Genomic DNA, 25,203 nt, shown 5'->3' with positions numbered 1-25,203 from the left:
ACAGTCAACTAGGAGGGATTATTTGAATTTACCAAATAAATTAACCATCATTCGGATCATCATGATTCCAATCTTCATGATTTTCGTATCTATCCCAGCAAGTGGAGATGGTACACAAGTACTCGGCAGTCAGTGGTACTGGCAATATGTGGTGGCAGCCATCATTTTCGCAGTCGCATCATTCACCGACTGGCTAGACGGTTACATCGCACGTCGCGACAACCTTGTCACTAATTTCGGTAAATTTGCCGACCCATTAGCTGACAAGATGCTCGTTGCAACAGCCTTTATCGCCTTAGTTGGTATCGATTTAGCACCAGCATGGTTAGTTTCAATCATTATCATGCGCGAATTAGCTGTCACCGGACTCCGCCTATTACTAGTGGAAAAAGGGACAGTCATGGCGGCTGGGAGTGCTGGGAAATTGAAAACATTCACCCAGATGCTATCCATTATCTTCTTGTTACTCGGGGATTTCCCCTTAGGATTCTTGCCATTTTCAATCGGGCAAATCCTACTATATCTTGCATTAGTCTTTACCATCTATTCAGGTGTAGACTACTTCGTTAAAAATATTTCCGTCTTTTCAGACGGACTATAAGCACAATTTTTAAGGGCTTCGGTTTTTACCGGGCTCTTTTTTGTTCTATAATATATAAGAATCACTATGCGCAAACGCATAAATAAAACGTATATACTAATAGGTGGGAAAAGAATGAAAGTAGAAATTATAGCTGTCGGAACAGAATTATTAATGGGACAAATCGCGAATACAAATGCGCAATTTATTGCACGAAAATTGAATGAATTAGGCTTTGACCATTACGTACAAACGGTCATTGGAGATAACCCTGAACGGTTAAAGAAAGTGACCGCTCAGGCTGAACAAAGGTCGGATATCATTATTTATACAGGTGGTTTAGGACCTACTCGAGATGATTTAACCAAACAAACTATTTCAGCATACTTAAATCAACCGCTCATCCACGATGAAGTGGGGATGGAAACCATCAAAGCAGCCTTTAAAGGCAGAGTCATGACTGAAAACAATCTGGCTATGGGACTGACTTTTGAAGCAGGGCATACTTTCCCTAATGATGTAGGGCAAGCGCTTGGTACAGCGATTGAACATGATAACCATACCTATATTCTATTGCCAGGACCACCATCTGAAATGAAGCATATGTTCAACCATTATGTAGCTGATTATTTACTAGACCAATACCAAAATAACATGGTACTAACATCTAAATACCTGCACTATTTTGGTATCGGGGAATCGCAATTAGCTGACACTATTGATGACTTAATTATGAGTCAAGAAAATCCAACAGTTGCCATTTATTTTGGAAATTTCATGGTAACGGTTAGACTAACTGCAGCTGGTAGAAATGAAGCAGAAAACAAGCCTTTATTAGAAGACTTGGCTACAGCTATCAACGCTCGGTTAGCTGACTATTATGTAGGCGAAGGAGAAAACTTAGGCATCAATGAAGTACTGGTAGAGAAATTGACAGACCGTGAGCAGACCATTGCTTTCGCTGAAAGTTTCACTGGTGGACTGGCAGCTAAAAAAGTTGTCGATGTCCCAGGATCTTCAAAAGTCTTACACGGATCAGCCGTCACTTATACAGAAACAGCCAAAGCCAATGTGTTAAATGTCCAACCGCAAACACTGGAAACTTATGGCATGGTGAGTGCTGAAACAGCGACTGAAATGGCGGAAAACGTACGAGACCTATATCAATCTGACTTTGGAGTATCCTTTACAGGTGTCGCTGGACCGGATGCCATGGAAGGAAAAGAAGTGGGGACTGTCTATATTGGTATCGCCCAAGCTGGCCAAGAAACTAAAGTTTTAACACCAACATTAAGAGGCAGTCGTCAAAATATTCAATATCGTTCAGTCTATTCAGCTTATTTTGATATCATTAAAAATTAACAGAACATTCGTTCGCTTTTCTCTTGCTTATTCAGCAAAAAAATTATAAAATAAAAGAAACGCAGGAGAACATTAGGAGGATTTACGCATGACTATGGATAAAAACGATAGCAACCGTCAAAAAGCATTAGACGATGCAATGAAAAAAATTGAGCGTAACTTTGGTAAAGGCTCAATCATGAAAATGGGTGAACGCGGTGATACTAGAATTTCTACTGTTCCAACAGGTTCATTAACATTGGATATTTCTTTAGGAGTTGGTGGCTACCCACGCGGTCGTATTATTGAAGTCTACGGACCAGAATCATCTGGTAAAACGACTGTTTCATTACATGCAATTGCGGAAGTACAAAAACGCGGTGGTATTGCAGCCTTTATCGATGCTGAGAATGCGCTAGATCCTGAATATGCAGCTAAACTAGGTGTAAACGTTGATGAGTTGCTGCTTTCTCAACCAGACACTGGTGAACAGGGTTTGGAGATTGCTGACGCTTTAGTGTCTTCAGGTGCCATTGATATCATCGTTGTCGATTCAGTTGCAGCCTTAGTACCACGTGCCGAAATTGAAGGTGAAATGGGTGACTCTCATATCGGTCTTCAAGCTCGGTTAATGTCTCAAGCATTACGTAAATTATCAGGTACCATCAACAAAACGAAAACAATCGCCATCTTTATCAACCAAATTCGTGAAAAAGTTGGGGTAATGTTTGGTAGTCCTGAAACAACACCAGGTGGTAGAGCTTTGAAATTCTACTCTACTGTACGTTTAGAGGTACGTCGTGGTGAACAAATTAAAGAGAGCGGTAACGCAATCGGTAACCGTACTAAAATTAAGATTGTTAAAAACAAGGTAGCACCACCATTCAAAGTGGCAGAAGTTGACATCATGTATGGGGAAGGGATTTCTCAAGAGGGTGAACTAGTTGACTTGGCAGCTGAATTAGACATCATTAACAAGTCCGGTTCTTGGTATTCATATGGTGAAGACCGTATCGGTCAAGGCCGTGAGAATGCAAAACAATTTTTACGAGAAAACCCAGAAATTCGTGAGACCATTGATGGACAAGTTCGACAACACTTCGGTTTTGGCCAAAATGGTAAATTAAGCGAAGAAGAACTAGCTGCTTTAGAAGCAAATGATCAAGCACAAGTGGAATTATTGGAAGAAGAAACAGAATAAAATTTATTTTTAAATAGATAACCACCGTGTCTTTCCCATTGAATCACTATGGGAAAGGCTTTTTTTGCCATCTTTTTTGAAAAGGCTATCATGCTTTTGATTGCCGACTTGATTGACATTCATTCCACTTAAATATAAAATGAACTTATGTGCATGTAATGCATGTTTTATAGTATTTTAATATTTATGTAAAATAAGAACACAATTAAATAGATACGGAGGTGAAACTATGGGATTTACTGAAATTGCCTTCGCTATCATTGCTTTAATTGTTGGTGTATTGGGTGGCGTTTATGTAGGAAAAAGATCTTTATTACAAGAACAAGAACGTGAAAAAGATGAAGCCCACATAACCGCACAAGGAATCATTGAAAATGCTAAACGTAGCGCAGAATCTGAGCGGAAAGAAATTATCTTAAACGCAAAAGAAGAATTGCAACGGTATAGAAATGAAGTAGATAGTGAAGTTAGAGATCGCCGTAGTGAAGTTAAGAAACAAGAAGACCGTTTAAACCAAAAAGAAGAAAAATTGGATAGGCGGGATGCATCCATTTCTGACAAAGAAAATAAATTAAGTAATGAAGAACAATCTTTACGTGACCGTAAGAAAAAGGTTGCTGAGACTGAAAAAGCAGCAGACGCATTAATTGAAAAACGAAATGAAATTTTAGTTAATGTAGCGGCTATGTCTCGTGAAGATGCCAAAAACTTATTACTAAAAGAGATGGAAGAGACATTAGCCCATGAGAAAGCCTTATTAATTAAGAAGGCAGAGCAAGAAGCTAATGACACGGCAGATCGAGTTGCAAAACAAATTGTACTTCAAGCTATTGAACGCTCTGGAGCGGATACAGTTACAGAATCTACAGTTACAGTTGTTCACTTACCAAACGATGATATGAAAGGTCGCATCATCGGTAAAGAAGGACGAAACATCAAGACATTAGAATCCTTAACCGGAATTGACTTGATTGTTGATGATACACCTGAAGCTGTCGTATTAAGTGGATTTGATCCAATTCGTCGTGAAATTGCAAAAATCGCTTTAGATAAATTGATTGGAGATGGACGAATCCATCCAGCCAAAATTGAAGAGGCAGTTGAAAAAGCTCGTAAACAAATGGATAGTAAAGTAAGAGAAATCGGTGAAGAAACTATTTTTGATTTAGGTATTCATTCTCTTCATCCTGACTTAGTGAAAACATTAGGTCGCTTATACTACCGAACAAGTTACGGCCAAAATGTTTTGAATCACAGTATTGAAGTTGCAAAATTAGCTGGCGTGATGGCAGCAGAACTTGGTGAAGACGTACAGTTAGCTAAACGCGCTGGTCTAATGCATGATATCGGTAAAGCCGTTGATCATGAAATAGAAGGGTCTCACGTACAAATTGGTACGGAGTTTGCTATCAAATACCAAGAACCAGAAACTGTTATTAATGCCATTGCTAGCCATCATGGTGACGTTGAAGCAACAAGTGTTATCGCTAGCTTAGTTGCCATTGCTGATGCACTCTCGTCAGCACGACCAGGTGCCCGCAGTGAATCATTAGAAAACTACATCCAACGTTTACGTAGCCTTGAAGCTATTGCCAAAGATTATGACGGTGTTCATAATGCATACGCAATTCAAGCCGGACGAGAGATCCGCGTAATGGTTAAACCAGATGAAGTAGATGATTTAAAAGCAATTGAATTAGCACATGATATTTCAAAACGCATTGAAAATGAACTGGATTACCCAGGACAAATTAAAGTAATCGTGATACGCGAAAAACGAGCGGTTGATTACGCCAAATAGTTTACCAAAGGAGCATGCAAATGCTCCTTTTTAGTTGGTCAATGGCCGAGTCTCCAATAATAAAGAACTCTAATACAGGTTTGGTTGAATACAATTTGGTACTCCTAGTGATTACAATAGATAGAAATATTTGGAAATAGATAGATTTACGAGAGGGATCTCGTATAATAAAAAGAAACGATGAATACAGAAGGTGTGAATAGATTATGACAGATAGAGTTGCTGGTTTACCTTATACAGCTGTATATAAGGGGTTAAATTTAATCCTGGCTCAGGATACAGATATTGTGCCAAATATTGTCGGCCACGGTGGGATTGGGAAGTCCCAAATGGTACGTGACATAGCCATACATAACGATTTTGGTTATTTTGAAATTACCTGTTCATTACTGCAACCAGGTGACTTGACCATGCCAGTTCCTAAAGAAGACCATATCCAGTACTATTTAAATCCCCAAATTCAAGGAGCCATTACGGAAGCAGAAGCCAATCCAAACCGCAAAGTCATTCTTTTCTTAGATGAATTTAATCGGCCAATCGCCATGGTGCAAGGGGAATTGATGAACCTGGTCTTACAACGTAACTTGATGGGGCAGGCCTTACCGGACAATGTGGTGATTATTACCGCAGAAAACCCGTCTAGTGATGCGGAAGGTTTTGAGAACACTTCTTATGCTACAAATGCCCGTGACATGGCCATTAACGACCGGACCATGCGGATTCGAATGGGTGTCAACCTAGAAGATTGGCTTACGTCTTTTGCCCAAAAGACACACACAAGTAAACCAGGTCGGACCATGATTCATCCCTTAATCACTGAATTCTTGCAAGCTGATGGGCGTCAATATTTCATTGTCATTGATGAAACAAGGGATAAAAACCCAACCCCACGTGCCTATGAACGTTTATCTAACCTCCTGTACGCTTTTGAAGATGCGGGTCATGATATATATCACCTAACGGATGACTACCTTGAATTCTTGATTGAAGGAATCGAGGGGAATATCGGGGACGAAACAGGTCAAGTTTTTGTGACTTTCTTGAGACAGCAACAAACCGATTTTATTAAACCAACGGAAATTGTTCAAGCACAGGGGACGGACTTAGACCAAGCCATCCTTGACCGCTACCAAGCGATGCCAATCGTGCGTCGTAAACGGGTAATTGAAGATTTAACGGATTATATCGTTAACCAACCAAATTTAATTAAAGACAAGCATCTAATCAGCCGTTATACAGATATTTTCGTCGCTTCTGAACCGGATGAAATTTATATTTTAATCAAACGAATGCATGATGGGCCGGATGATTCAGCTATGGCGAACTTCTACAAGGCCTTGAACCAACATCCTAGATTTGTGGAGAAAACGTTTGATATCACTATGGCTGTGAACGCCAACCAGTAGACAATAATCAGGAAGAAAGAGGGTGCCTAAGTGAGTGAGCATACATTATTTTCCGCCTTTGAATTTGAAAATATCGAGTCGACCTTTCGGAAAATGAGAGTCGCTTATATAACCTTTCTAAACCATGGTCAATACGAGGATTATGAGAAATTTGCTGACGCCCAAAATCAATTGTTGGGGATTTTGACGGCCACCCTTATGAACAACCAAGACTCGCAAAAGGGGGCAAGAGATGTACTTTTTGCGGGGATTCTCTTCCATACCGACCGGGAGATGAATGGATCACTAGCAAAACCTATTACCATTGGTTTCCGTGGCTTAGACCTGGTCATGACCATTAATCCAATCCTATTCTACCTTTATTATGAAACGCCTGAGGGGATGCTAGCGGCCATTAGACAGATGTGTTACCACGTTTTATTTGGGCATATCGTTGAGTATGATTGGGCTTTTAAAGATGAGGAATCAGCTAAAGTCATGAGCGTGGCTATGGAAGCTGAGGTGAACCAATATGTGGATGACCTACCTGATACGGTGGTGACCTTGAAATGGATCAAGCATATTACGGAAAATAGACTCATTTTGCCTAAAGCAGGGACCTTGTACTATTATAATGAGTTAAAAGCGGTCAAAAACGACCCAAAAAAACAGGGGCACAACCAGACAGAGTCGACCTTCAATAAGATGCTTGGGTCTGGGCAAATGGACGACTTGTACAGCCAATTAGCCGGCAATTTCGATTCTAATAAGGCGGAAGAATTGCGGATTGACTCGGCCAAACAATTGAAAGAGGAAATGAAAAACAACCGGACCATGCAGCCGATAACCCCAAACAGTCAGCACGCGGACTTATACCGGAAATTGATGAACGGGCTGATCAAAGATTCTTATAGTCAGATGACTGAAGAATTAAGGTTGAAATTATCCAGTGAAGTCAAGGTCCACATCGACCAAATCACCAAACAACGGGCCTTAAACTGGCGGGATGTGATTAAACGAGGCATGGGGACGTCATTAGTGCCTTATAAAATGTCTAAAAACCGGATGAACCGCCGGCAACCGCACCGGGTAGATTTACCGGGCCGAATTTTGGATACTGCCAGCCGCTTGGTGGCCTTCTTTGATACCTCAGCATCACAAAATGAGGAGGCTTTAGCTTATTCCCTAGGTGAATTGGCCAATATTCAAAAGACCCTGCATGCAGAAGTGTGGGTTGTTCATGTGGATACGACAGTCCAATACGCCAAGCCCTTATCCTTCCAGTCTTTGAAAGATATGGAATTTGCGGGTCGCGGGGGGACTTCTTTTGCACCGGCCTACCAGTGGCTACATGAACAAGGCTTTACCAATGAAGATACGGTAGCCGTTTATTTCACAGACGGCTATGGAGACGACGACTTTGAACGATACGGTTTTACCAATATGTATTGGGTACTGACTGAAACAGAAGTGGGCGATCCCTCAACTCTATCTACAGATGGTGGCGGAAAAGTTTTATATCTGAAAGCGGACGAACGGTATAACCGACATGTCTTGCATCACCATAAAAACGCCCCAATCAGTAACCAAGACAGTGACCATTTCTAGGAGGTTCAAATGGATACCATCAAAATCAAGAAAGCCTTGGTAAAGGCGCAAATGGGTGACTACGCCCCTATGGTAAAAGATATTCCCTATGCCACCTTTAAACAGTGGCATATTCCCTTTCAATTTAATTTCAAACAAATTGACGAAGAAATCGCAGCTTATATTGTGGCCAATGGCTATTTAGATATGTTTCCAAGTCAGATGAACCAGTTAAACCTATTGCAAAAGGGCAACCATTTTAGAATGGAAACAGGGATTTCAAGTGACAAGGACCCTCAATTTCTAGCCAATGCATGGGCAAAATACGAAACCATCAAGCGGGCTGACTTAGCCAATACAGCTAAAGAATCTATGATCAGCCGCACGGGTAGCCAAGTATCTATGTGGGATAAATTAATCGGACAAGATATACCAGAATTAAAAAAACAGCAAGAAGCATTATTAGCAGAATTTATATGAATACTCGTGTAAAAATACTAACGAATATAAAAGCTGACTAAGGCAGGTCAATTGGATGTGCACTTTGTCAGCTTTTCTGTCTATCATTTTGGGTTGCATTTCAATTTGCCTTGGCGCATTATGGAAGGTAAGAATAAAATGAGTGAGGGGAAGCGAATGGAAAAGCAAGACAGCCTTAAACCGATTAATTTCGAGCGTAAAAGGTTTGATCTCGATGACATCCGGGAGATGCATACTTTATACATTGAAAATTACCCAATTGTTTATATCCTGCATCAAAATAAAGAAACGAAATCTCGTCCTAAAGCCTATATCGGCCAAACAGTCCATGTTCACAACCGGATGCGAGACCATTTAAAAAATAAGGCACGTAAAGAATTAACCGACGCCTTGTTTATTGGCCACCAGACCTTTAACCAGTCGGCGACCTTTAATATTGAAACCAACCTGATCAACTATTTTATTGCGGATAACCAATTTTCCTTGCAAAATATCAGCCAGACGGCCAACTTGTCCATGCATAATTATTATCAAAAGTCCTTATTTGACGATGATTTATTTGAGGACATCTGGGAATCCTTACGGCGTGAGGGGTTGGCCAAGGAGACGACTGATAACCTTAAAAATCGAGACATCTATAAATTATCGCCCTTTAAAACTCTGTCTGAACCACAGCGGGCCTTAAAAGAAAATATCCTCGATTATTGCAAGCGGGTTATGCAGGATATTCACCAAGAAAAAGACGTCAAAAAGAAAGTCTACGTCATACATGGGGAAGCTGGAACGGGTAAGAGTGTCATTTTGTCATCCTTATTCAATACCTTACAAGAAGAGGCTCGGCAAAGCCATTCCGTATTGGCGGGGACTAAAAACTTCTTATTGGTCAACCATTCGGAAATGTTGAAAACTTACCAGCAAATCTCAGAATCACTGCCTTATCTAAAGAAGAAGGATTTCGCTAAGCCGACCACTTTCATCAACAATCAAAAAATAGAGGAAGCGGATATTGTCTTAATTGATGAAGGCCATTTGTTGTTGAGCCAAGCGGATCCCTACAACAATTTCTACGGCGAAAACCATTTAGACGCCATCATGGACAAGGCCAAGGTTGCCGTCCTAATTTTTGATGAAAAGCAATATTTGAAGGTCAAGAGTAAGTGGCAGTCGGACGATTTAAAGTCTATTTTGAAGAAATACGACGCCGACGAATACCATTTGACCGACCAGTTCCGTATGAACGCCTCTCCAGCAGTCATGAATTGGGTGAATGATTTTGTTGGGCAAAAAGTGATGCCACTTCCACCTTCTGACGACCACTTTGAATTCAAGGTCTTCGACGATCCAACCGCCTTTAAAGATTATATCTACCAAAAGAATGCGGATAAGGGACTGTCACGAATTGTGTCCACCTTTGATTTTGCCCATAAGAAGAATGGCGACGTCTACCTGGTGGATGAAGCTGGCATCAACCTACCTTGGAATACGACCAATAGTAAGGTGACCTGGTCAGAGCGGCCAGAAACCATCAATGAAGTCGGGTCCATTTACACAGTCCAGGGATTTGATTTAAACTATGTGGGTATTGTACTTGGACCGTCAATTGATTATGATTTTGAGACCGAAAGATTAACCATCGATCCAAGCAAATATCAAGATACGGGTGGTTACAGCGGTGCTAATCGTTTTGCCAGTCACAAGGAGGCCATGGCCGCTAAAGAGCAGATTATCTTGAATTCAATCAACGTCTTGATGAAGCGGGGAATATACGGCTTAGCCATTTATGCGGTCAATGACAATTTGAAGCGGAAATTACAGGACATGAGAGTGGAGGCAATGAAGAATGGCATCTAGTATGGACAAGGTCAATCAATTTCGGGATGAGCGAAACTGGCGACAATTTCACAATGAGAAGGATTTAGCCCTATCAATCACCTTGGAAGCGTCGGAATTACTGGAAATCTTCCAGTGGAAAACGGCAGCCGAGGGTGTTGAGGATTTGGACGCTATTAAAGATGAATTAGCGGATGTGCTGATTTATGCCTACATGTTGGCGGACAATTTAAACTTGGATATCGATGACATTATCGAGCGCAAGTTGATTAAAAATAAGGAAAAATATCCCGTTGAAAAAAGCCGTAATAATAATAGTAAATATACTGAATTATAAATAAAATCGTGACCAGCCTCATTTAAGATTGGTCGCGATTTTATTTGCGATTTGTTTTATATATAAATGTTTATTTTACCAATGCCTTATTGCCTTTATATAAGGTGAGGATGGTCCAAACGAGTAAGGATAGGATGAAGGCCATAGTTAAAATAACTAGGACATGGGCTAGGGAAATTTGCCCAGCAGTCGGATTGTCACCGAAGAAGGACAAGATTTCATCCGGTAAACCAAGCATGTTTAAAACAGTTAAACCAATAACAGATACCCAACCTAAAAATTTGACGATAAGGGTATTTTTAAAGCGATGACCCATATCTTTTTCAGCGTCGGTAATCATGAGTAAAGGAATGATTGAAAATGGTAGGGCAAGGGCTAAGAAGACTTGGGAATTGTTCATCAGGTTATTCAAGGCGATATGCTCTTCAACGGTCCCTTTTTGGCTCGTATATATGACACTCAATACGACTGGGATAATGGCGATTAAACGGGTAATTAACCGACGAACCCAAAGTGGTAATTTCATTTCAATAAAACCTTCCATAATAACTTGACCGGTAAGGGTCCCTGTAATAGTTGAATTTTGACCCGAAGCAAGTAGTGCAACGGCGAATAATGTGGCCAATACACCTTTTGACGCTAAATCTGCTAAGACAGAATTGGCCATAAATTTTGGATTAGACAAGGCTTCATATAAACCAAAGAATGACGGGTCTTGAACGACGCCGGTTTTGAAAACTGCAGCCCCCATGACAAGTAGTAAGGCATTGACGACAAAGGCGAGCCCCAATTGAATGTTAGAGTCCCACATGGTAAACCGTACTGCAGCCGCCACTTGATCTTGATTCGCGTGGTCTATTTTCCGACTTTGTGAAATAGCGGAATGCAGGTACAAGTTGTGGGGCATGACTGTTGCACCGATAATACCTAGAGAACCAGCTAAGGGTGTCATCCCGTTCACAGCTGGACTAGTTTGGAGGACATCACTGGTTGGGACAAAGGATGCGATAATGGCTGACCAAGTTGGATTTGATAAGGCCACTTGGTAGATAAATACGAATAGGATAACAAAAATCAAACAAACGACAAAGGCTTCAATCTTCCGAAATCCGATGTGGGCAAGTAATAATAGGAGCAGGACATCTAAGACTGTAATCAAAACAGCAATGAGTAAGGGAATATTGAACAGGAGGTATAAGGCAATGGCTGCCCCAATAACTTCTGCAATATCAGTTGCCATAATCGCCAATTCAGTAATGATCCATAAGACAAAAGCTAGTTTTTTACCGGTCCGTAAGCGGATGGCCTGGGCCAAATCTTCTTGGGTGACAATCCCTAGTTTGGCTGCCATATATTGGAGTAGCATGGCCACAAGTGATGATACTAAAATCACAGACATCAGCATGTATTGAAAATTTTGCCCACCAGTAATGGAAGTTGACCAGTTGCCTGGATCCATATAACCGACGGCAACCAGGGCACCTGGTCCGGAATAAGCTAAGAGTGTCCGCCAAAATCCTTTACCGGTTGGGACTTCAACTGTTCCGTTTATTTCACTTAGTGAAAGATCGCTGATTTTTCTTTTATTTTCTATACTTGATTCTTCTGCCATGGGCTACCGTCTCCTTTGAACATTTTTGTTGCAAATATAGTATACGCCTATAAAAGGTAAAGGTAAATAAAAAAATAAGGGTAACCTAAAATAAATACATAAGAAAACCGCAAATGGTTAGATGATGACTTAGCTAGCTAAACTTTCTTCACCTATATAGACAAAGGCCTTACTCGTACAAGTCGTCAGATATGTGGTAAAATAACAGAGATTAGGAAAAGTGAAGGGATGACCTTTTTGTCACGACCTTATAAGTAAAAAGTGAAGTAAAAAAGTGAAGTAAAAAAGATAAAGCGAGTGAATCCAAGATGCCTCAAAAAACCAAACAAACGCCAATGATGGAACAATATAATGAAATGAAGGGCCAATATCCGGATGCCTTCCTGTTCTTTCGTCTAGGTGATTTTTATGAAATGTTTAATGATGATGCCTTAAAAGCGGCCCAAATTTTAGAAATTACCTTAACCTCGCGCAATAAAAATGCGGAAGATCCAATCCCTATGTGTGGGATTCCATACCATTCAGCCAGCGAATATATTAAAACCTTGGTCAGCCAAGGTCATAAGGTGGCAATTGCTGAACAATTGGAAGACCCCAAATTAACCAAAGGCATGGTCAAACGTGGTGTTGTTAAAGTCTTGACACCGGGGACTTATATGAATGACAGCATTGGCGTGGTTGAAAACAACTACCTTTCTGCCCTAGATTACGTTAATGGCCAATACATTTTAGCCTTTTCGGATGTGGGTACTGGGGAGTTAAAAGTGACTACACTAGACGACTTTAATGCTGTTTTGACAGAATTTGCCCAATTACAATCAAAAGAATTGGTTGTTTCCCAAGCTATACCAAAACACCAGGTAGAAGAATTACAACACCTACAATCCTTCACCTTATCACCTTTTGAGTTAACAGCTGAAGTAGGGGCGACAACAAGAGAAAGTTACAAGCAAATCCTAGCTGACATTTCGGATGACCAGGAATTGAATGGTCTCTTATTACTATTGACTTATGTAAATTCTATGTCCCACCAAGCAATTGACCATTGGCAGGCGGCGACCCACTATGAAGTAGCGCATTACCTCCACATGGACTACTATGCCAAAAGTAATTTGGAATTAACCGAATCAGTTAGAACCAAGAAACGGCAAGGGTCCTTGTTAGCCTTCTTAAATAAAACAGAAACGGCTATGGGCTTTCGTTTACTAAAAAATTGGTTGGATAGACCACTGATTTCCCTACCGGCAATTGAACGGCGTCAATCCCAAATTGAAGATTTGATCGAACATTATTTCCAACGTCTTGAAATTAAAGACCTATTACACGGGGTGTATGACTTGGAGCGGTTAGTGGCAAAAGTAGCCATGGGGAACGTTAACCCTAAAGAATTACTACAATTAAACCAGTCACTAAGTCGGGTCCCAGGAATTATTGACACCATTGACCAAATTGCAGCGGATAATGAAGATGAAAGTGTCTGGGCCAATATCCAAGGGCAAATTACAGCCTTACCAGCATTAACCGATACGATTGCAAGGGCCATCAAGGAAGATGCACCGGCGACTTTAAAAGATGGGAATGTCATTGCGGATGGCTTTAACCCGCAATTAGACGAATACCGGTATGCCATGCGTAACGGGCAACAGTGGATTGCTCAATTGCAGGCGGATGAACGGGCCAAAACGGGTATTAAATCCCTTAAAGTTGGCTATAATAAGGTCTTTGGTTACTATATCGAAGTGACAAAAGCCAACCTGCATTTACTTGAAGAAGGCCGTTATGACCGCAAGCAGACCTTAACCAACGCTGAACGGTTTATTACACCTGAACTAAAAAAAGTGGAAGCAAAAATTCTTGAAGCGGAAGAACAGTCACAAGTCCTTGAACACCAACTTTTCCAAGCAGTACGTGAAGAAGTGAAGCGTCATCAAGTGACCTTGCAGGCGATTGCGAGTACAGTAGCTACTATTGATGTGCTTCAGTCCTTAGCGGAGATTTCAGAAGCCCACCAATACGTGAAACCACAATTCATGACCGACAAACGTGACTTGTACTTGAAAGAATCAAGACACCCGGTGGTTGAAGGGGTCATTGGCCAAGATCGATTTGTGCCTAATGATATCGTGATGGATCCTGAAACAAGCATTTTGATGATTACAGGGCCAAATATGTCAGGTAAATCAACGTACATGCGGCAATTAGGACTGATTGTCATTCTGGCCCAAATGGGGTCTTTTGTACCAGCTAAGGAAGCCCGTTTACCGATTTTTGATAAGATTTTCACCCGGATTGGGGCGGCAGATGATCTTTTAGCGGGTCAGTCGACTTTCATGGTGGAAATGATGGAAGCCAATCAAGCTTTGCAACACGCCACCGATAATTCCCTATTATTATTTGATGAATTGGGACGCGGAACGTCTACTTATGACGGGATTGCCTTGGCCCAAGCCATCTTGGTCTATATCCATGACCACTTCGATGCGAAAGTCCTTTTTTCAACGCATTACCACGAACTTACAGCCCTAGATGAAAGTTTACCACGCTTAGCCAATATTCATGTTGGGGCTAGTGAAGAGGACGGGGAATTGGTCTTCTTGCATAAGGTATTTAACGGTGCAACGGACAAGTCTTACGGGATTCATGTAGCCAAATTGGCCGGTATGCCGGGTGAATTGTTGCAGAATGCCCAAGTGGTCTTGAAGGAACTTGAAGCCAACAATTTAAATGAAGTCAATAAGGACCAACAGCTGTCGCTATTTGATTTAGTCCATGAAGTGACGCCAGTTCAACCGGTAGACAATAGGCCAGTGGAAGCAGGCAGTCAAGCAGTAATCGACCAATTGAAGGCTGAAGATATTTATAACTTAACACCGATTCAGGCCTTAAACTTCTTAGCAGAATTAAAGAGTCAATTATAAAGGATGATGTAAATGGCGATACAAGAATTACCTATTCAAGTAGCCAACCAGATTGCAGCGGGGGAAGTGGTTGAACGACCAGCCTCAGTTGTCAAGGAACTTGTGGAAAACGCGATAGATGCAGGCGCCAGTGAAATTGCGATTCACATAAAGGAAGCCGGATTACGGTCTATTCAAGTGATTGATAATGGAAGAGGGATTGCAGCGGACCAAGTTGGCCTAGCCTTTAAACGACATGCAACCTCAAAAATATATAGTTCAAGTGACTTGTTTAGAATACGGACACTGGGATTTAGGGGTGAGGCTTTGCCGTCAATCGCCTCAGTTTCAGAAGTGACCATGAATACATCGGACGGGGAATCTTCAAGTGAAATCTATATTAAAGATGGGGAAATCGTTGACCAGAAGACGTCTGCTTTAAGACGGGGGACGTCTGTATTGGTAGAGAACCTCTTCTACAATACGCCAGCCCGTTTGAAATACTTGAAGAGTTTGCAAACAGAATTAGCCCATATTACAGATATCATTAACCGTGAGGCCCTTGGACATCCAGACATTCGCTTTAACTATACCCATGACGGGAAAACCTTATTGTCAACAAATGGTAAGGGCCGGGTCAATGAAGTCTTAGCGGCCATTTACGGATTTAGACAGGCCAAAGATATGGTAGCTATTGAAGGCGAAAACTTAGACTTTCACATTTCAGGATACGTGTCCTTACCAGCTGTCACTAGAGCCAGCAAGTCTTATATGTCCCTGTTTGTTAATGGTCGTTTTATCAAAAACTATAAGTTAAACCAGGCCATTTTAAAGGGTTATGGATCTAAATTAATGGTCGGACGTTACCCAATTGCAGTCATTTATATTGAACTTGACCCGCAATTAATCGATGTGAATGTGCATCCAACCAAGCAAGAGGTCCGTATTTCTAAAGAAGACGACCTCTATGATATGATTAAAACCGGCATTATTGATGCCTTAGCCCCTGTACAACGGATTCCGGATGTATATGCAGACGGTGAAGGAGACGATGGCCAATCAGTCAATAACAGCGATTCATTTGCTTCAATAACTTCTGGGCAAAACAACTACCGTCCTCTAAGCCAGCCAACTACTTATCTTGGCGAACAAGCCAGTTTCGACTTCTCGGCCAGTCAAAGCAATCATGGCAGCAAGGCACAACAAGACGCCAATAGCCCTTTTTCAGGCAATGGTTTCAGTGGAAACTTCAATGAAGATTTCGGTGAAGATGTCAATCAATCTGTCCAAGTGCCGGCTTACTTGCGTGATGAAGCTCAGGTGGTTCAAGCAGAAGACCTTGAAAATGAGGCTGATTATTCAGATGAGGCGCCAGTAGCTTATTTGGATACGGAACAAGAAGTGAACTTGCCAAAACCTCACAACAAACCAGTCTGGCAAACGGTTAAACAAGTTCGGGCGCTTGACCAGGCTATCGTAGACCGGAATATGTCCTTTCCCGAGTTGACTTATGTGGGGCAAATGCAGGGGACTTATTTGGTGGCTGAAAATGAGACGGGCATGTATTTGGTGGACCAACATGCGGCCCAGGAGCGGATTAAGTACGAATACTACCGGGATACCATTGTGGAATTTGGAACGGCAATGCAGAGTTTATTATTACCGATTGTTTTCGATTTCTCAAATTCAGAGGCCCAAAAGATTGACCAAATCCGGCCAAAATTGTTGGAAATGGGGATTGATTTAGAACCCTTTGGTCCAAATGCCTTCCAGTTACAGCAGCACCCAATTTGGATGGGCAAGAAGAATGTCCAAAAAATTGTGGAAGATTTGATTGCCTTAGTTTTAGAAGATCCTAAAGCAACGGTAGGCAATTACCGGGAAGCAACGGCTATTATGATGTCATGTAAACGGTCGATTAAAGCCAACCATTATTTAGACGACATGCAGGCGAAACAGTTGCTGTATGACTTGGCTTATACCAAAAATCCTTATAACTGCCCGCACGGTCGACCAGTCCTGGTCCATTTTTCAAATTATGAAATTGAGCGAATGTTCAAGCGAATTCAAGATCCGCACGAGTCACCTCAATTTTAAGGTGTGTGAAAGTCGTAATCTAGATTTTCGTGTATAGAAGGATATTGTGCTAGAATATAAGTAACGAAAAGCGAGTTGTGACTCTTATGTCACAACCTCAACTGAACGAAAAAAAGGAGATTCATTATGACAAAAGACTACAATAAAGAAGAACGTTTGAAAGAACTATCTGAATTAGAATATGAAGTAACACAAAACGCGGGTACTGAACGCCCATTTACTGGTCAATATGACGACTTCTACGAGCAAGGTATTTACGTGGATATCGTGAGCGGTAAACCATTATTTGTATCTACTGATAAATTTGATGCCGGTTGTGGTTGGCCATCATTTTCAAAACCAATTCTGGAAGATGAAATCGAAGAGTTAGATGACTCTTCATATGGTATGAAACGTATTGAAGTCCGTTCAAAAGACGCAGATACCCACTTAGGTCACGTATTTAACGATGGCCCAGCTGAATTAGGTGGCTTGCGTTACTGCATCAACTCAGCTTCACTTCGTTTCGTATCGCTAGAAGATATGGACAAAGAAGGCTACGGCGACTTGAAAGAATTAGTGAAGTAAGACCATGTACGAATTTATGATAGGTCAGGTTGAAAGTGTCTATCCAGATGCTGTCATACTTGAAACGGGGGGGATTGGCTACTATATTTATATGGCCAATCCTTATCGTTTTACAGACAAAATCGGGCAAGACCAACCAGTGAAAATTTGGTTGTATCAATCTGTTTCAGAGAATGACATCCGTTTATATGGCTTTAAATCACAAGAAGAGAAGATTATCTTCCTGCAGTTGATTTCTGTTTCTGGTATCGGCCCTAAATCCGCCTTATCCATCCTATCATTAGACGATAACGCCGGTTTAGTCGCAGCCATCCAGGCAGAAGACAATGCCTTTTTAATGAAATTTCCAGGTGTTGGCAAAAAGACAGCCGGCCAGATTGTGCTGGATTTGAAAGAAAAACTGCCAAAAGTTTTAGCTGAGTCTCCGTCATCTGCACTATTCAAGCAAGAAGGCTTGGATATTCAAGGGGCAGACCAAGTCAACCTACCATTCATGCATGAACTTGAAGAGGCCATGGCTAGTCTTGGCTACAGCCAAAGAGAAATCAATCGCGTAGTGAAAAACGCTGACTTCACAGGTGTGACCGCTACATCAGAAGCCATTCGCATCGCCTTGAAATTTATCACAAAACGTTAATAAACGTTAATATAGAAAAAGAAAGGAGGCAGTCGCCGTGGATTTTGATCATCATGAAGATGTTGACCAGGAAGATTTAGATGTTGAAATCGTCCACAACGGCCAAATTCATTCACCCCATGCACAAGCAGATGAAACCCAGGAATTATCCTTACGACCTAAGTTTTTGCGGGAATATATTGGCCAAGCTGAATTAAAAGAAGAGTTAGCGATTTATATACAAGCCGCTGAAAATCGTGATGAAGCCCTTGACCATGTCCTCCTTTATGGACCACCAGGTTTAGGGAAAACCACCCTGGCTAATATTATCGCCAATGAAATGGGGGTTAATATTCAAACCACTTCTGGACCAGCCATTGAAAAAACAGGAGACCTACTAGTCTTGTTAAATGAGCTGTCAGCAGGAGATGTTTTGTTTATTGATGAAATTCATCGCTTACCCCGAGTGGTAGAAGAAATGTTGTATTCTGCTATGGAAGATTACCAAGTAGATATTATTGTTGGACAAGATGAAGGGGCGCACCCTGTGCATTTTCCGCTGCCACCTTTTACCCTAATTGGGGCTACTACGAGACCAGGAGCTTTGTCTTCACCGCTACGACATCGGTTTGGGATTGTTCAACATTTACGCTACTATACAGTGGATGAATTAGCGACCATTGTTGAACGGACAGCCCGTTTATTTGAGGTGCCAATTAAAGATCAAGCTGCGAAAGAAATTGGGATGCGGTCACGAGGGACACCTCGTATCGCCAATCGATTATTAAAGAGGGTTCGTGATTTTGCCCAAGTCTATCACGAAGATGGTCTAATTGACGATCCTATCACGGATAAGGCCTTATCTATTTTGAAAGTTGACCAGGCAGGTTTAGACGAAACGGACCGAAAGATTCTCGATGTGATTATTCGCTATTATGGTGGGGGACCGGTTGGTTTGTCGACTATAGCAGCGAATATTTCAGAGGAAACGACAACAATAGAAGATATGTATGAACCCTTCTTAATTCAAAATGGGTTCTTACAAAGAACGCCACGTGGTCGTCTAGCAACACCAAAGGCCTACGACCATTTAGGCATACCCTATGCGGAGGAATTTTAAGTGATATTAACGACAAATGATTTTGATTTTGACTTACCAGAAGAACTGATTGCCCAAGTACCCATTCAAGACCGGCTAGCTAGTAGACTGTTGAAACTTGACGCCCAAACTGGGGATTTCCAGGACGGCTATTTTCCAGATGTAGCTAGTGAACTTGAAGCGGGTGATGTCTTGGTATTGAATAATACCCGAGTATTACCAGCGCGTTTACACGGGATTCGCCCTGATACGGGTGGACATATTGAAGTCTTACTATTAAATAATACGGAAGGCGACAAATGGGAAACCTTGGTTAAACCAGCTCGTCGTATTCGTGTGGGGACTGAGATTGTCTTTGGGGACGGTCAATTAGTGGCGGTTGTTACTAAAGTGCTTGACCATGGCGGCCGAATTGTGGAATTCAAATATAATGGCATCTTTTTAGAAGTCCTTGAGGCTTTAGGTGAAATGCCATTACCGCCATATATCAAAGAGAAACTAGACAATCCTGACCGGTATCAAACCGTCTATGCCAAGGAAAACGGGTCAGCGGCAGCACCAACAGCGGGTCTTCATTTTACAGAGGAATTTATGGGTGACTTAAAAGACCGGGGCGTTGAAATTGCCTATCTAACCTTACATGTTGGGCTTGGGACCTTCCGGCCGGTTTCTGTGGATGATATCGATGCCCACAAAATGCATTCAGAATTCTATCGCTTAGACCAAGAAAATGCGATTAAAATTCGACGTGCCCAAGAAGGTGGACGCAAGGTGATTGCGGTTGGGACGACATCTATCCGCACCCTTGAAACGATTGGAACTAAATTCAAGGGGCAAGTCCAAGCTGATTCTGGTTGGACCGATATTTTTATAGCACCAGGCTATCAATTTAGCGTGGTTGAAGGTTTTATTACTAACTTCCACTTACCTAAATCAACTTTAATTATGTTGGTTTCAGCCTTTGCCGGACGCGACCATGTCCTTGCGGCTTACCAGCATGCAGTTGAAGAAAAATACCGGTTCTTTTCCTTTGGGGATGCCATGTTCTTACGGGGACCCCAATACGCTGATCTAGCGATTACTGCAGAAGATATTGAAGCGGCGAAACAACGAAATAGTCAATTTTTCACTGATGAAGACAAGTAAATAGTGATTTTAAACAAACCATATGAATGAGGAGGTGACCGGATGTTTGTGCCATTACATGTAAATTCAGCCTATTCCCTATTAACCAGTCCCATGTCTGTTGAGGCATACGTACAGGCAGGGGCGACTGCAGGTTATACCCATTTAGGCTTGGCCGATGTTAATGTCATGTCAGGCAGCTTGGCATTCGTCCGTGCCTGTGAGCAAAATGGCATCACCCCTTTAATCGGGCTAACCGTCCAGTTTAATATTGACAATGTCAAAGAAGAATTGATTGTTTACGCAAAAAACTACGAAGGCTATCAGCATCTGATGGCCCTTTCGTCGTCTTTAAAATTACAAGCAGAAGCCAACCGCCGGGCCATTTACCAAGAAATCACCATGCACGCGGATGATTACATTGTGATTTTTTCTGCTATGAGCGGCCCCCATATGCGGTACTTGAAACAAGGCGACGGTCAGGCAGACTACGACCAGTTAGAGAAAGAGTTACTTTGGTGGCGACGCCATTTTTCAGATGACCAATTATTCCTAGGTCTTTCAGCCTTGGAGAATGAACAATTCCACGCAAAAGCCATCATCGAATTGAGTGAGCAATCAGGGATTCCATTAGTCGCTATGCCGCACATTCAATATGCAAATCCGGATGACTTCTTCACCCAACAAGTCCTTGAAGCCATTGACAATAATAAGCCGATGACAGGGATTGATGAGTTGAAGCAAGTGAAAGGGTCCCATGCACTTAGAAGTCCAGACCAATGGGCCAATATGTACCAAGCCTCAGATGATCAAGATTTAGTTTATAAAGAATCCTTGGACCGATTAGAGGCAGCGGTAAAGGGTATTGATATTGTATTTCCTCAAGTTGAAACCTTACTGCCCAAATACCCGCTACCAAGTGAATACACGGATACACCAAAATACCTAAAAGACCTAGCAGAAGCAGGGTTAGTTAAACGGGTGGCGGAGATTACAGATGCCTATACCGACCGCTTGGCTTATGAATTGTCAGTCATCCATGATATGGGCTTTGACGATTATTTCTTAATCGTTTGGGACGTGATGAACTATGCCCACCAACACCATATTCAAACGGGACCAGGACGTGGGTCAGCTGCCGGGGCCTTAGTGGCTTACGTCTTAGAAATTACAGACGTTGACCCGATAGCAAACGATTTACTATTTGAGCGATTCTTGAATCCAGCACGGCAGAATATGCCGGACATTGACCTGGATTTCCCCGATAATAAACGGCAAGAAGTGCTCGACTATGTCTACCGGAAATACGGAGACAACCATGTAGCACAAATTGCAACCTTTGGGACATTTGGTGCTCGGCAAGCCTTGCGAAATGTCGGATCTGTCTTTGGGAAAGCGCAAGTGACCTTGTCAGAATGGGCTAATACGGTAGGCAATAATCCTAATTTACCAGCTGAAACACTAACATCAGTCCATGACCAGTCACAGAAATTGCGGGAATTAATTGAAAACGAAGTCCACGGGCAATTGTGGTTTGATACCGCCCGTAAACTAGAAGGGTTACCACGTCACGTCTCCACCCATGCGGCCGGTGTTGTGATTGCGGACCAACCTTTAACCTTGCATACACCGATTCAAGCCTCATCTACCCACATCCCAAATACCCAATATACAATGGGGGATGTTGAGGCAGTGGGCCTACTGAAGGTCGACTTCCTGAGTCTATCCAACCTGACTATTTTGCATGACGGGTTAGCGGCCGTTGGTAAATTAACCAGTCGACTAGTCAAAGCCTTGGATATTCCATTAGATGATCCAAAGACTTATGAAATCTTCCAACATGCAAATACCAATGGCGTATTCCAATTTGAATCGGACGGTATTAAGAATGTTTTGAAACAAGTAGCGCCTACATCCATTGAAGATGTGGTGGCTGTTAATGCTTTGTACCGACCAGGTCCAGTCCAACAAATTCCACATTTTGTGGCCAGAAAGCATGGACGTGAAGCTATTGCTTACCCACACCCTGATTTAGCACCAATTTTAGCCCCTACATATGGGATTATGGTCTACCAGGAACAGGTAATGCAGGTGACCCAAAAAATCGCAGGATTTAGCCTGGGTGAAGCGGATATCTTGCGTCGTGCCATCGGTAAAAAGAAACACGAAACCATTGAAAATGTCCGCAAACAATTTATCAGCGGGGCTATTGAAAATGGCTACCAGGAAAGTGTCGCTGTGCAAATTTACGACTATATTGAAGCCTTCGCCAACTACGGTTTCAATAAGTCGCATTCCTTTGCTTACTCATACTTGGCCTACCAGTTGGCTTGGATCAAGGCCAATTATCCAGTTGCTTTTTATTATGGCAACCTGAAACATACAAGGATATATGATAAAAAGGGGAAGAACCTGGTACTCGAAGCGAAAAACCACGGGGTTGAAGTGGTCATTCCAGATATCAACAAGTCATTTTATGGCTTGTCAGTTGTGGACGACCACCAATTACAACTCGGCTTAGGGGACATTCGAGGCATTCCTAAGCGTGCAGTAGAAGAAATGATTCAAGCTCGGGAAGCGGAAGGACCATTTAAGGACTTTACCAACTTTATCCACCGACTTGGAAAGCTCGCCCTCAAAGAAGACATCTTAGTCAAATTAGCCCAAGCAGGTGCATTGGATAGCTTTGGCTACAACCGACGTACCTTACAATTGGAAGCTATCCCTAAGATGATTACCCATGAGCAACTCTTTAAAACAGACAATCAACGCCAAACCTCGCTACTTGGGGACGATGACTTGTCAGCCATGTTCGCACCGAAGATTGTTGAAATCGATGAATTTGACCAACACCAATTAATTGAAAATGAAATAGAAACGCTGGGGCAAGCTTTATCGATTAACCTTTTTGAAGAATATGAAGGTTTTTATCAAACAGGGATTATTGATTACATTGAAAACCTCAAAGAAAATAGCAAAGCCTTTTTCCTAGGGGAGGTTATAGCGGTGAAACGAATTACTACTAAGAAAAATCAACCCATGGCCTTTGTGACAATAGAGGACCAAACGGGGCAGATTTCTGTGACGGCCTTCCCGGAAGCTTATATAACTTTCGCCAAACATTTAAACCAGGGCAATGCCTTGTTGGTTTACGGAAAGACGCAAAAGCGCAATGATGAATTGCAAGTCGTCTTGACTAAGGCTTGGATGTTGGATGAAGATACAAAAGTATATTTAAACAATTTGAGTCAAAAACAAGCAGACGGTTCTGGTCAAGCAGATCATGCTGGCGGACAAAAAAGCCAGCTTGCACAAAGCACCCAAGCCCCAGTCTGTTGGATTCGCGTTGAAGATAAGGCCAAGGCTAGTGAGCTGAAAGCTGGACTACTAGAAGTTGTTAGCAAATATCCGGGTCCAACCAGGCTTCACTTTACAATTGTGGCGAGTCAAGAAAACTACTGGTTGTCTGAAAAGTATGCGATTGAAGTGACGGATGAGTCGGTTACAGAATTGATTACTTTCTATGGCGAGGAAAATGTGGTTGTTAAATAGTATAGAATACTTGTATATCTTTGCACAAAATTAGAAAACGTAAGACATTGGTTAGTAAAAATGGTAGAATAACACTGTAAATAAATTAATTGAGGTGAAAAAATGGGAAAACGTATAGGAATTTTAACTAGTGGTGGAGACGCACCTGGTATGAACGCAGCTATCAGAGCAGTTGTCCGTAAGGCAATTCATGACGGAGATGAAGTTTTCGGTATTCGCTATGGTTATCGTGGCTTAGCTGAAGGCGATATTTTCCAAATGGCGGAACGCGATGTAAGTGATTTGACTTCTCGTGGAGGAACCATGCTATATACTGCTCGTTATCCAGAATTTCAGGATGAAGAAGGTCGTAGACCTGCTATTGAACAATTAAAAAAACATGGTATTGACTCTTTAGTAGTAATTGGTGGGGATGGTTCTTACCGTGGTGCTGCATCATTAGCGGCAGAAGGTATTCAAACTGTCGGCATTCCAGGAACAATTGATAATGATATTCCTGGCACCGAATATACAATCGGTTTTGATACGGCATGTAATACTGCCTTGGAAGCAATCGATAAAATTCGTGATACGGCTACTAGTCATCTTCGTACATTCGTAATCGAAGTGATGGGACGTAATGCGGGTGATATTGCTGTATGGACTGGTATCGGTTCAGGTGCTGAGCAGATTATTATTCCGGAAACGGAATTTAATATGGATGAAGTTGTTGCGAATATTGAAGAAGGTCGTCGTCGCGGTAAGAAACACTCTATTATTATTCTTGCTGAAGGTGTAATGGAAGGTCATGAATTTGCCGACAAACTTTATGAATATGACGATTATCATGCACGTGTTACTGTGTTGGGACACGTTCAACGTGGTGGATCGCCTACAGCTCGTGACCGTGTGTTAGCAGCATTATTCGGCTCTAAAGCTGTTGAATTGCTACATGAGGGGGCTAGCGGTGTTTGTGTGGGTATCAGTGGAGAAAATATTATCGCTACTGATATTAATGAAGCATTGAAAACAAAAGGGCACTCACGTTCATCACAAGTAAATCTATACAATATCAACTCAGAAATTTCATTTTAATTTTTTCTAAGAAAGGATGCAT

General features: G+C 41.9%; 18 protein-coding genes. 17 read left to right on the top strand and 1 reads right to left on the bottom strand.

Going from position 1 to position 25,203, the window contains the following annotated elements; all coding sequences use genetic code 11:
• The first annotated feature begins 22 nt into the window (after window positions 1-22).
• The 9 genes from pgsA (at window position 23) to A6J77_RS01190 (ending at window position 10,542) form a co-directional block, all read left to right on the top strand.
• A complete protein-coding gene (gene pgsA / locus A6J77_RS01230) occupies window positions 23-601 on the top strand; it encodes a CDP-diacylglycerol--glycerol-3-phosphate 3-phosphatidyltransferase (RefSeq protein WP_016897628.1) in 579 nt (192 codons plus the stop codon).
• A gap of 114 nt (window positions 602-715) precedes the next feature.
• Window positions 716-1,942, top strand: a complete 1,227-nt coding sequence (locus A6J77_RS01225; protein WP_227645090.1) for a competence/damage-inducible protein A — start codon at window positions 716-718, stop codon at window positions 1,940-1,942.
• Between the two features lie 88 nt (window positions 1,943-2,030).
• Entirely contained in the window at window positions 2,031-3,122 is a 1,092-nt protein-coding gene (gene recA / locus A6J77_RS01220) for a recombinase RecA (RefSeq protein ID WP_083067711.1), read from the top strand.
• A 229-nt stretch (window positions 3,123-3,351) separates the two neighbouring features.
• A complete protein-coding gene (gene rny, locus A6J77_RS01215; protein WP_083067710.1) occupies window positions 3,352-4,923 on the top strand; it encodes a ribonuclease Y in 1,572 nt (523 codons plus the stop codon).
• Window positions 4,924-5,129: 206 nt separating this feature from the next.
• Window positions 5,130-6,329, top strand: coding sequence for an ATP-binding protein (locus A6J77_RS01210; RefSeq protein ID WP_083067709.1), 1,200 nt, complete (start codon window positions 5,130-5,132; stop codon window positions 6,327-6,329).
• A gap of 30 nt (window positions 6,330-6,359) precedes the next feature.
• The gene (locus A6J77_RS01205; protein WP_083067708.1) at window positions 6,360-7,916 is read left to right on the top strand and encodes a VWA-like domain-containing protein; all 1,557 of its coding nucleotides are present in this window, start codon (window positions 6,360-6,362) and stop codon (window positions 7,914-7,916) included.
• Window positions 7,917-7,925: 9 nt separating this feature from the next.
• On the top strand, window positions 7,926-8,375 hold the full coding sequence (locus tag A6J77_RS01200) for a hypothetical protein (RefSeq protein WP_083067707.1): 450 nt from the start codon (window positions 7,926-7,928) through the stop codon (window positions 8,373-8,375).
• Window positions 8,376-8,531: 156 nt separating this feature from the next.
• Complete coding sequence (locus A6J77_RS01195; protein ID WP_083067706.1) at window positions 8,532-10,226, top strand: DUF2075 domain-containing protein; 1,695 nt, start codon at window positions 8,532-8,534, stop codon at window positions 10,224-10,226.
• Entirely contained in the window at window positions 10,216-10,542 is a 327-nt protein-coding gene (locus A6J77_RS01190) for a nucleotide pyrophosphohydrolase (protein WP_083067705.1), read from the top strand. The genes A6J77_RS01195 and A6J77_RS01190 overlap by 11 nt, the downstream gene beginning before the upstream one ends.
• 70 nt (window positions 10,543-10,612) lie before the next feature.
• On the opposite strand, the gene A6J77_RS01185 is transcribed toward A6J77_RS01190, so the two are convergent.
• Window positions 10,613-12,154 (bottom strand): Nramp family divalent metal transporter, encoded by a 1,542-nt coding sequence (locus A6J77_RS01185; RefSeq protein WP_083067704.1) that lies wholly within the window; start codon window positions 12,152-12,154, stop codon window positions 10,613-10,615.
• Between the two features lie 308 nt (window positions 12,155-12,462).
• Between A6J77_RS01185 and mutS the strand changes: the two genes are divergently transcribed.
• From mutS to pfkA, 8 genes are all read left to right on the top strand, one after another.
• Window positions 12,463-15,072: a DNA mismatch repair protein MutS gene (gene mutS / locus A6J77_RS01180; RefSeq protein WP_083067703.1), complete on the top strand. Its 2,610-nt coding sequence runs from the start codon at window positions 12,463-12,465 to the stop codon at window positions 15,070-15,072.
• Window positions 15,073-15,084: 12 nt separating this feature from the next.
• Window positions 15,085-17,148 (top strand): DNA mismatch repair endonuclease MutL, encoded by a 2,064-nt coding sequence (gene mutL, locus A6J77_RS01175; protein WP_083067702.1) that lies wholly within the window; start codon window positions 15,085-15,087, stop codon window positions 17,146-17,148.
• Window positions 17,149-17,274: 126 nt separating this feature from the next.
• Window positions 17,275-17,715, top strand: coding sequence for a peptide-methionine (R)-S-oxide reductase MsrB (gene msrB, locus A6J77_RS01170; protein WP_026465353.1), 441 nt, complete (start codon window positions 17,275-17,277; stop codon window positions 17,713-17,715).
• Window positions 17,716-17,719: 4 nt separating this feature from the next.
• Entirely contained in the window at window positions 17,720-18,352 is a 633-nt protein-coding gene (gene ruvA / locus A6J77_RS01165; protein WP_083067701.1) for a Holliday junction branch migration protein RuvA, read from the top strand.
• An 88-nt stretch (window positions 18,353-18,440) separates the two neighbouring features.
• Window positions 18,441-19,451, top strand: coding sequence for a Holliday junction branch migration DNA helicase RuvB (gene ruvB, locus A6J77_RS01160; RefSeq protein WP_083070212.1), 1,011 nt, complete (start codon window positions 18,441-18,443; stop codon window positions 19,449-19,451).
• 3 nt (window positions 19,452-19,454) lie between these two features.
• The gene (queA, locus tag A6J77_RS01155; RefSeq protein WP_227645176.1) at window positions 19,455-20,576 is read left to right on the top strand and encodes a tRNA preQ1(34) S-adenosylmethionine ribosyltransferase-isomerase QueA; all 1,122 of its coding nucleotides are present in this window, start codon (window positions 19,455-19,457) and stop codon (window positions 20,574-20,576) included.
• A 42-nt stretch (window positions 20,577-20,618) separates the two neighbouring features.
• Window positions 20,619-24,107 carry a DNA polymerase III subunit alpha gene (locus tag A6J77_RS01150; RefSeq protein WP_083067699.1) on the top strand — a complete coding sequence of 1,163 codons (3,489 nt, stop codon included), beginning with the start codon at window positions 20,619-20,621 and terminating at the stop codon, window positions 24,105-24,107.
• A gap of 102 nt (window positions 24,108-24,209) precedes the next feature.
• Complete coding sequence (gene pfkA / locus A6J77_RS01145; RefSeq protein WP_083067698.1) at window positions 24,210-25,181, top strand: 6-phosphofructokinase; 972 nt, start codon at window positions 24,210-24,212, stop codon at window positions 25,179-25,181.
• Window positions 25,182-25,203 lie beyond the last annotated feature (22 nt).

The sequence above is a fragment of the Aerococcus viridans genome (assembly GCF_002083135.2).
In the GTDB taxonomy this organism is placed as follows: domain Bacteria; phylum Bacillota; class Bacilli; order Lactobacillales; family Aerococcaceae; genus Aerococcus; species Aerococcus viridans_C.
Note: the sequence above shows the minus strand (reverse complement) of the source record. Positions and strands in the feature narration are given on the sequence as shown.

Coding starts and splice junctions, on each gene's coding strand:
- mutL (WP_083067702.1), top strand. CDS start 15,085: ATGGCGATACAAGAATTACCTATTCAAGTAGCCAACCAGATTGCAGCG.
- A6J77_RS01195 (WP_083067706.1), top strand. CDS start 8,532: ATGGAAAAGCAAGACAGCCTTAAACCGATTAATTTCGAGCGTAAAAGG.
- A6J77_RS01190 (WP_083067705.1), top strand. CDS start 10,216: ATGGCATCTAGTATGGACAAGGTCAATCAATTTCGGGATGAGCGAAAC.
- A6J77_RS01200 (WP_083067707.1), top strand. CDS start 7,926: ATGGATACCATCAAAATCAAGAAAGCCTTGGTAAAGGCGCAAATGGGT.
- pfkA (WP_083067698.1), top strand. CDS start 24,210: ATGGGAAAACGTATAGGAATTTTAACTAGTGGTGGAGACGCACCTGGT.
- msrB (WP_026465353.1), top strand. CDS start 17,275: ATGACAAAAGACTACAATAAAGAAGAACGTTTGAAAGAACTATCTGAA.
- rny (WP_083067710.1), top strand. CDS start 3,352: ATGGGATTTACTGAAATTGCCTTCGCTATCATTGCTTTAATTGTTGGT.
- ruvA (WP_083067701.1), top strand. CDS start 17,720: ATGTACGAATTTATGATAGGTCAGGTTGAAAGTGTCTATCCAGATGCT.
- A6J77_RS01185 (WP_083067704.1), bottom strand. CDS start 12,154: ATGGCAGAAGAATCAAGTATAGAAAATAAAAGAAAAATCAGCGATCTT.
- A6J77_RS01210 (WP_083067709.1), top strand. CDS start 5,130: ATGACAGATAGAGTTGCTGGTTTACCTTATACAGCTGTATATAAGGGG.
- mutS (WP_083067703.1), top strand. CDS start 12,463: ATGCCTCAAAAAACCAAACAAACGCCAATGATGGAACAATATAATGAA.
- A6J77_RS01225 (WP_227645090.1), top strand. CDS start 716: ATGAAAGTAGAAATTATAGCTGTCGGAACAGAATTATTAATGGGACAA.
- recA (WP_083067711.1), top strand. CDS start 2,031: ATGACTATGGATAAAAACGATAGCAACCGTCAAAAAGCATTAGACGAT.
- A6J77_RS01150 (WP_083067699.1), top strand. CDS start 20,619: ATGTTTGTGCCATTACATGTAAATTCAGCCTATTCCCTATTAACCAGT.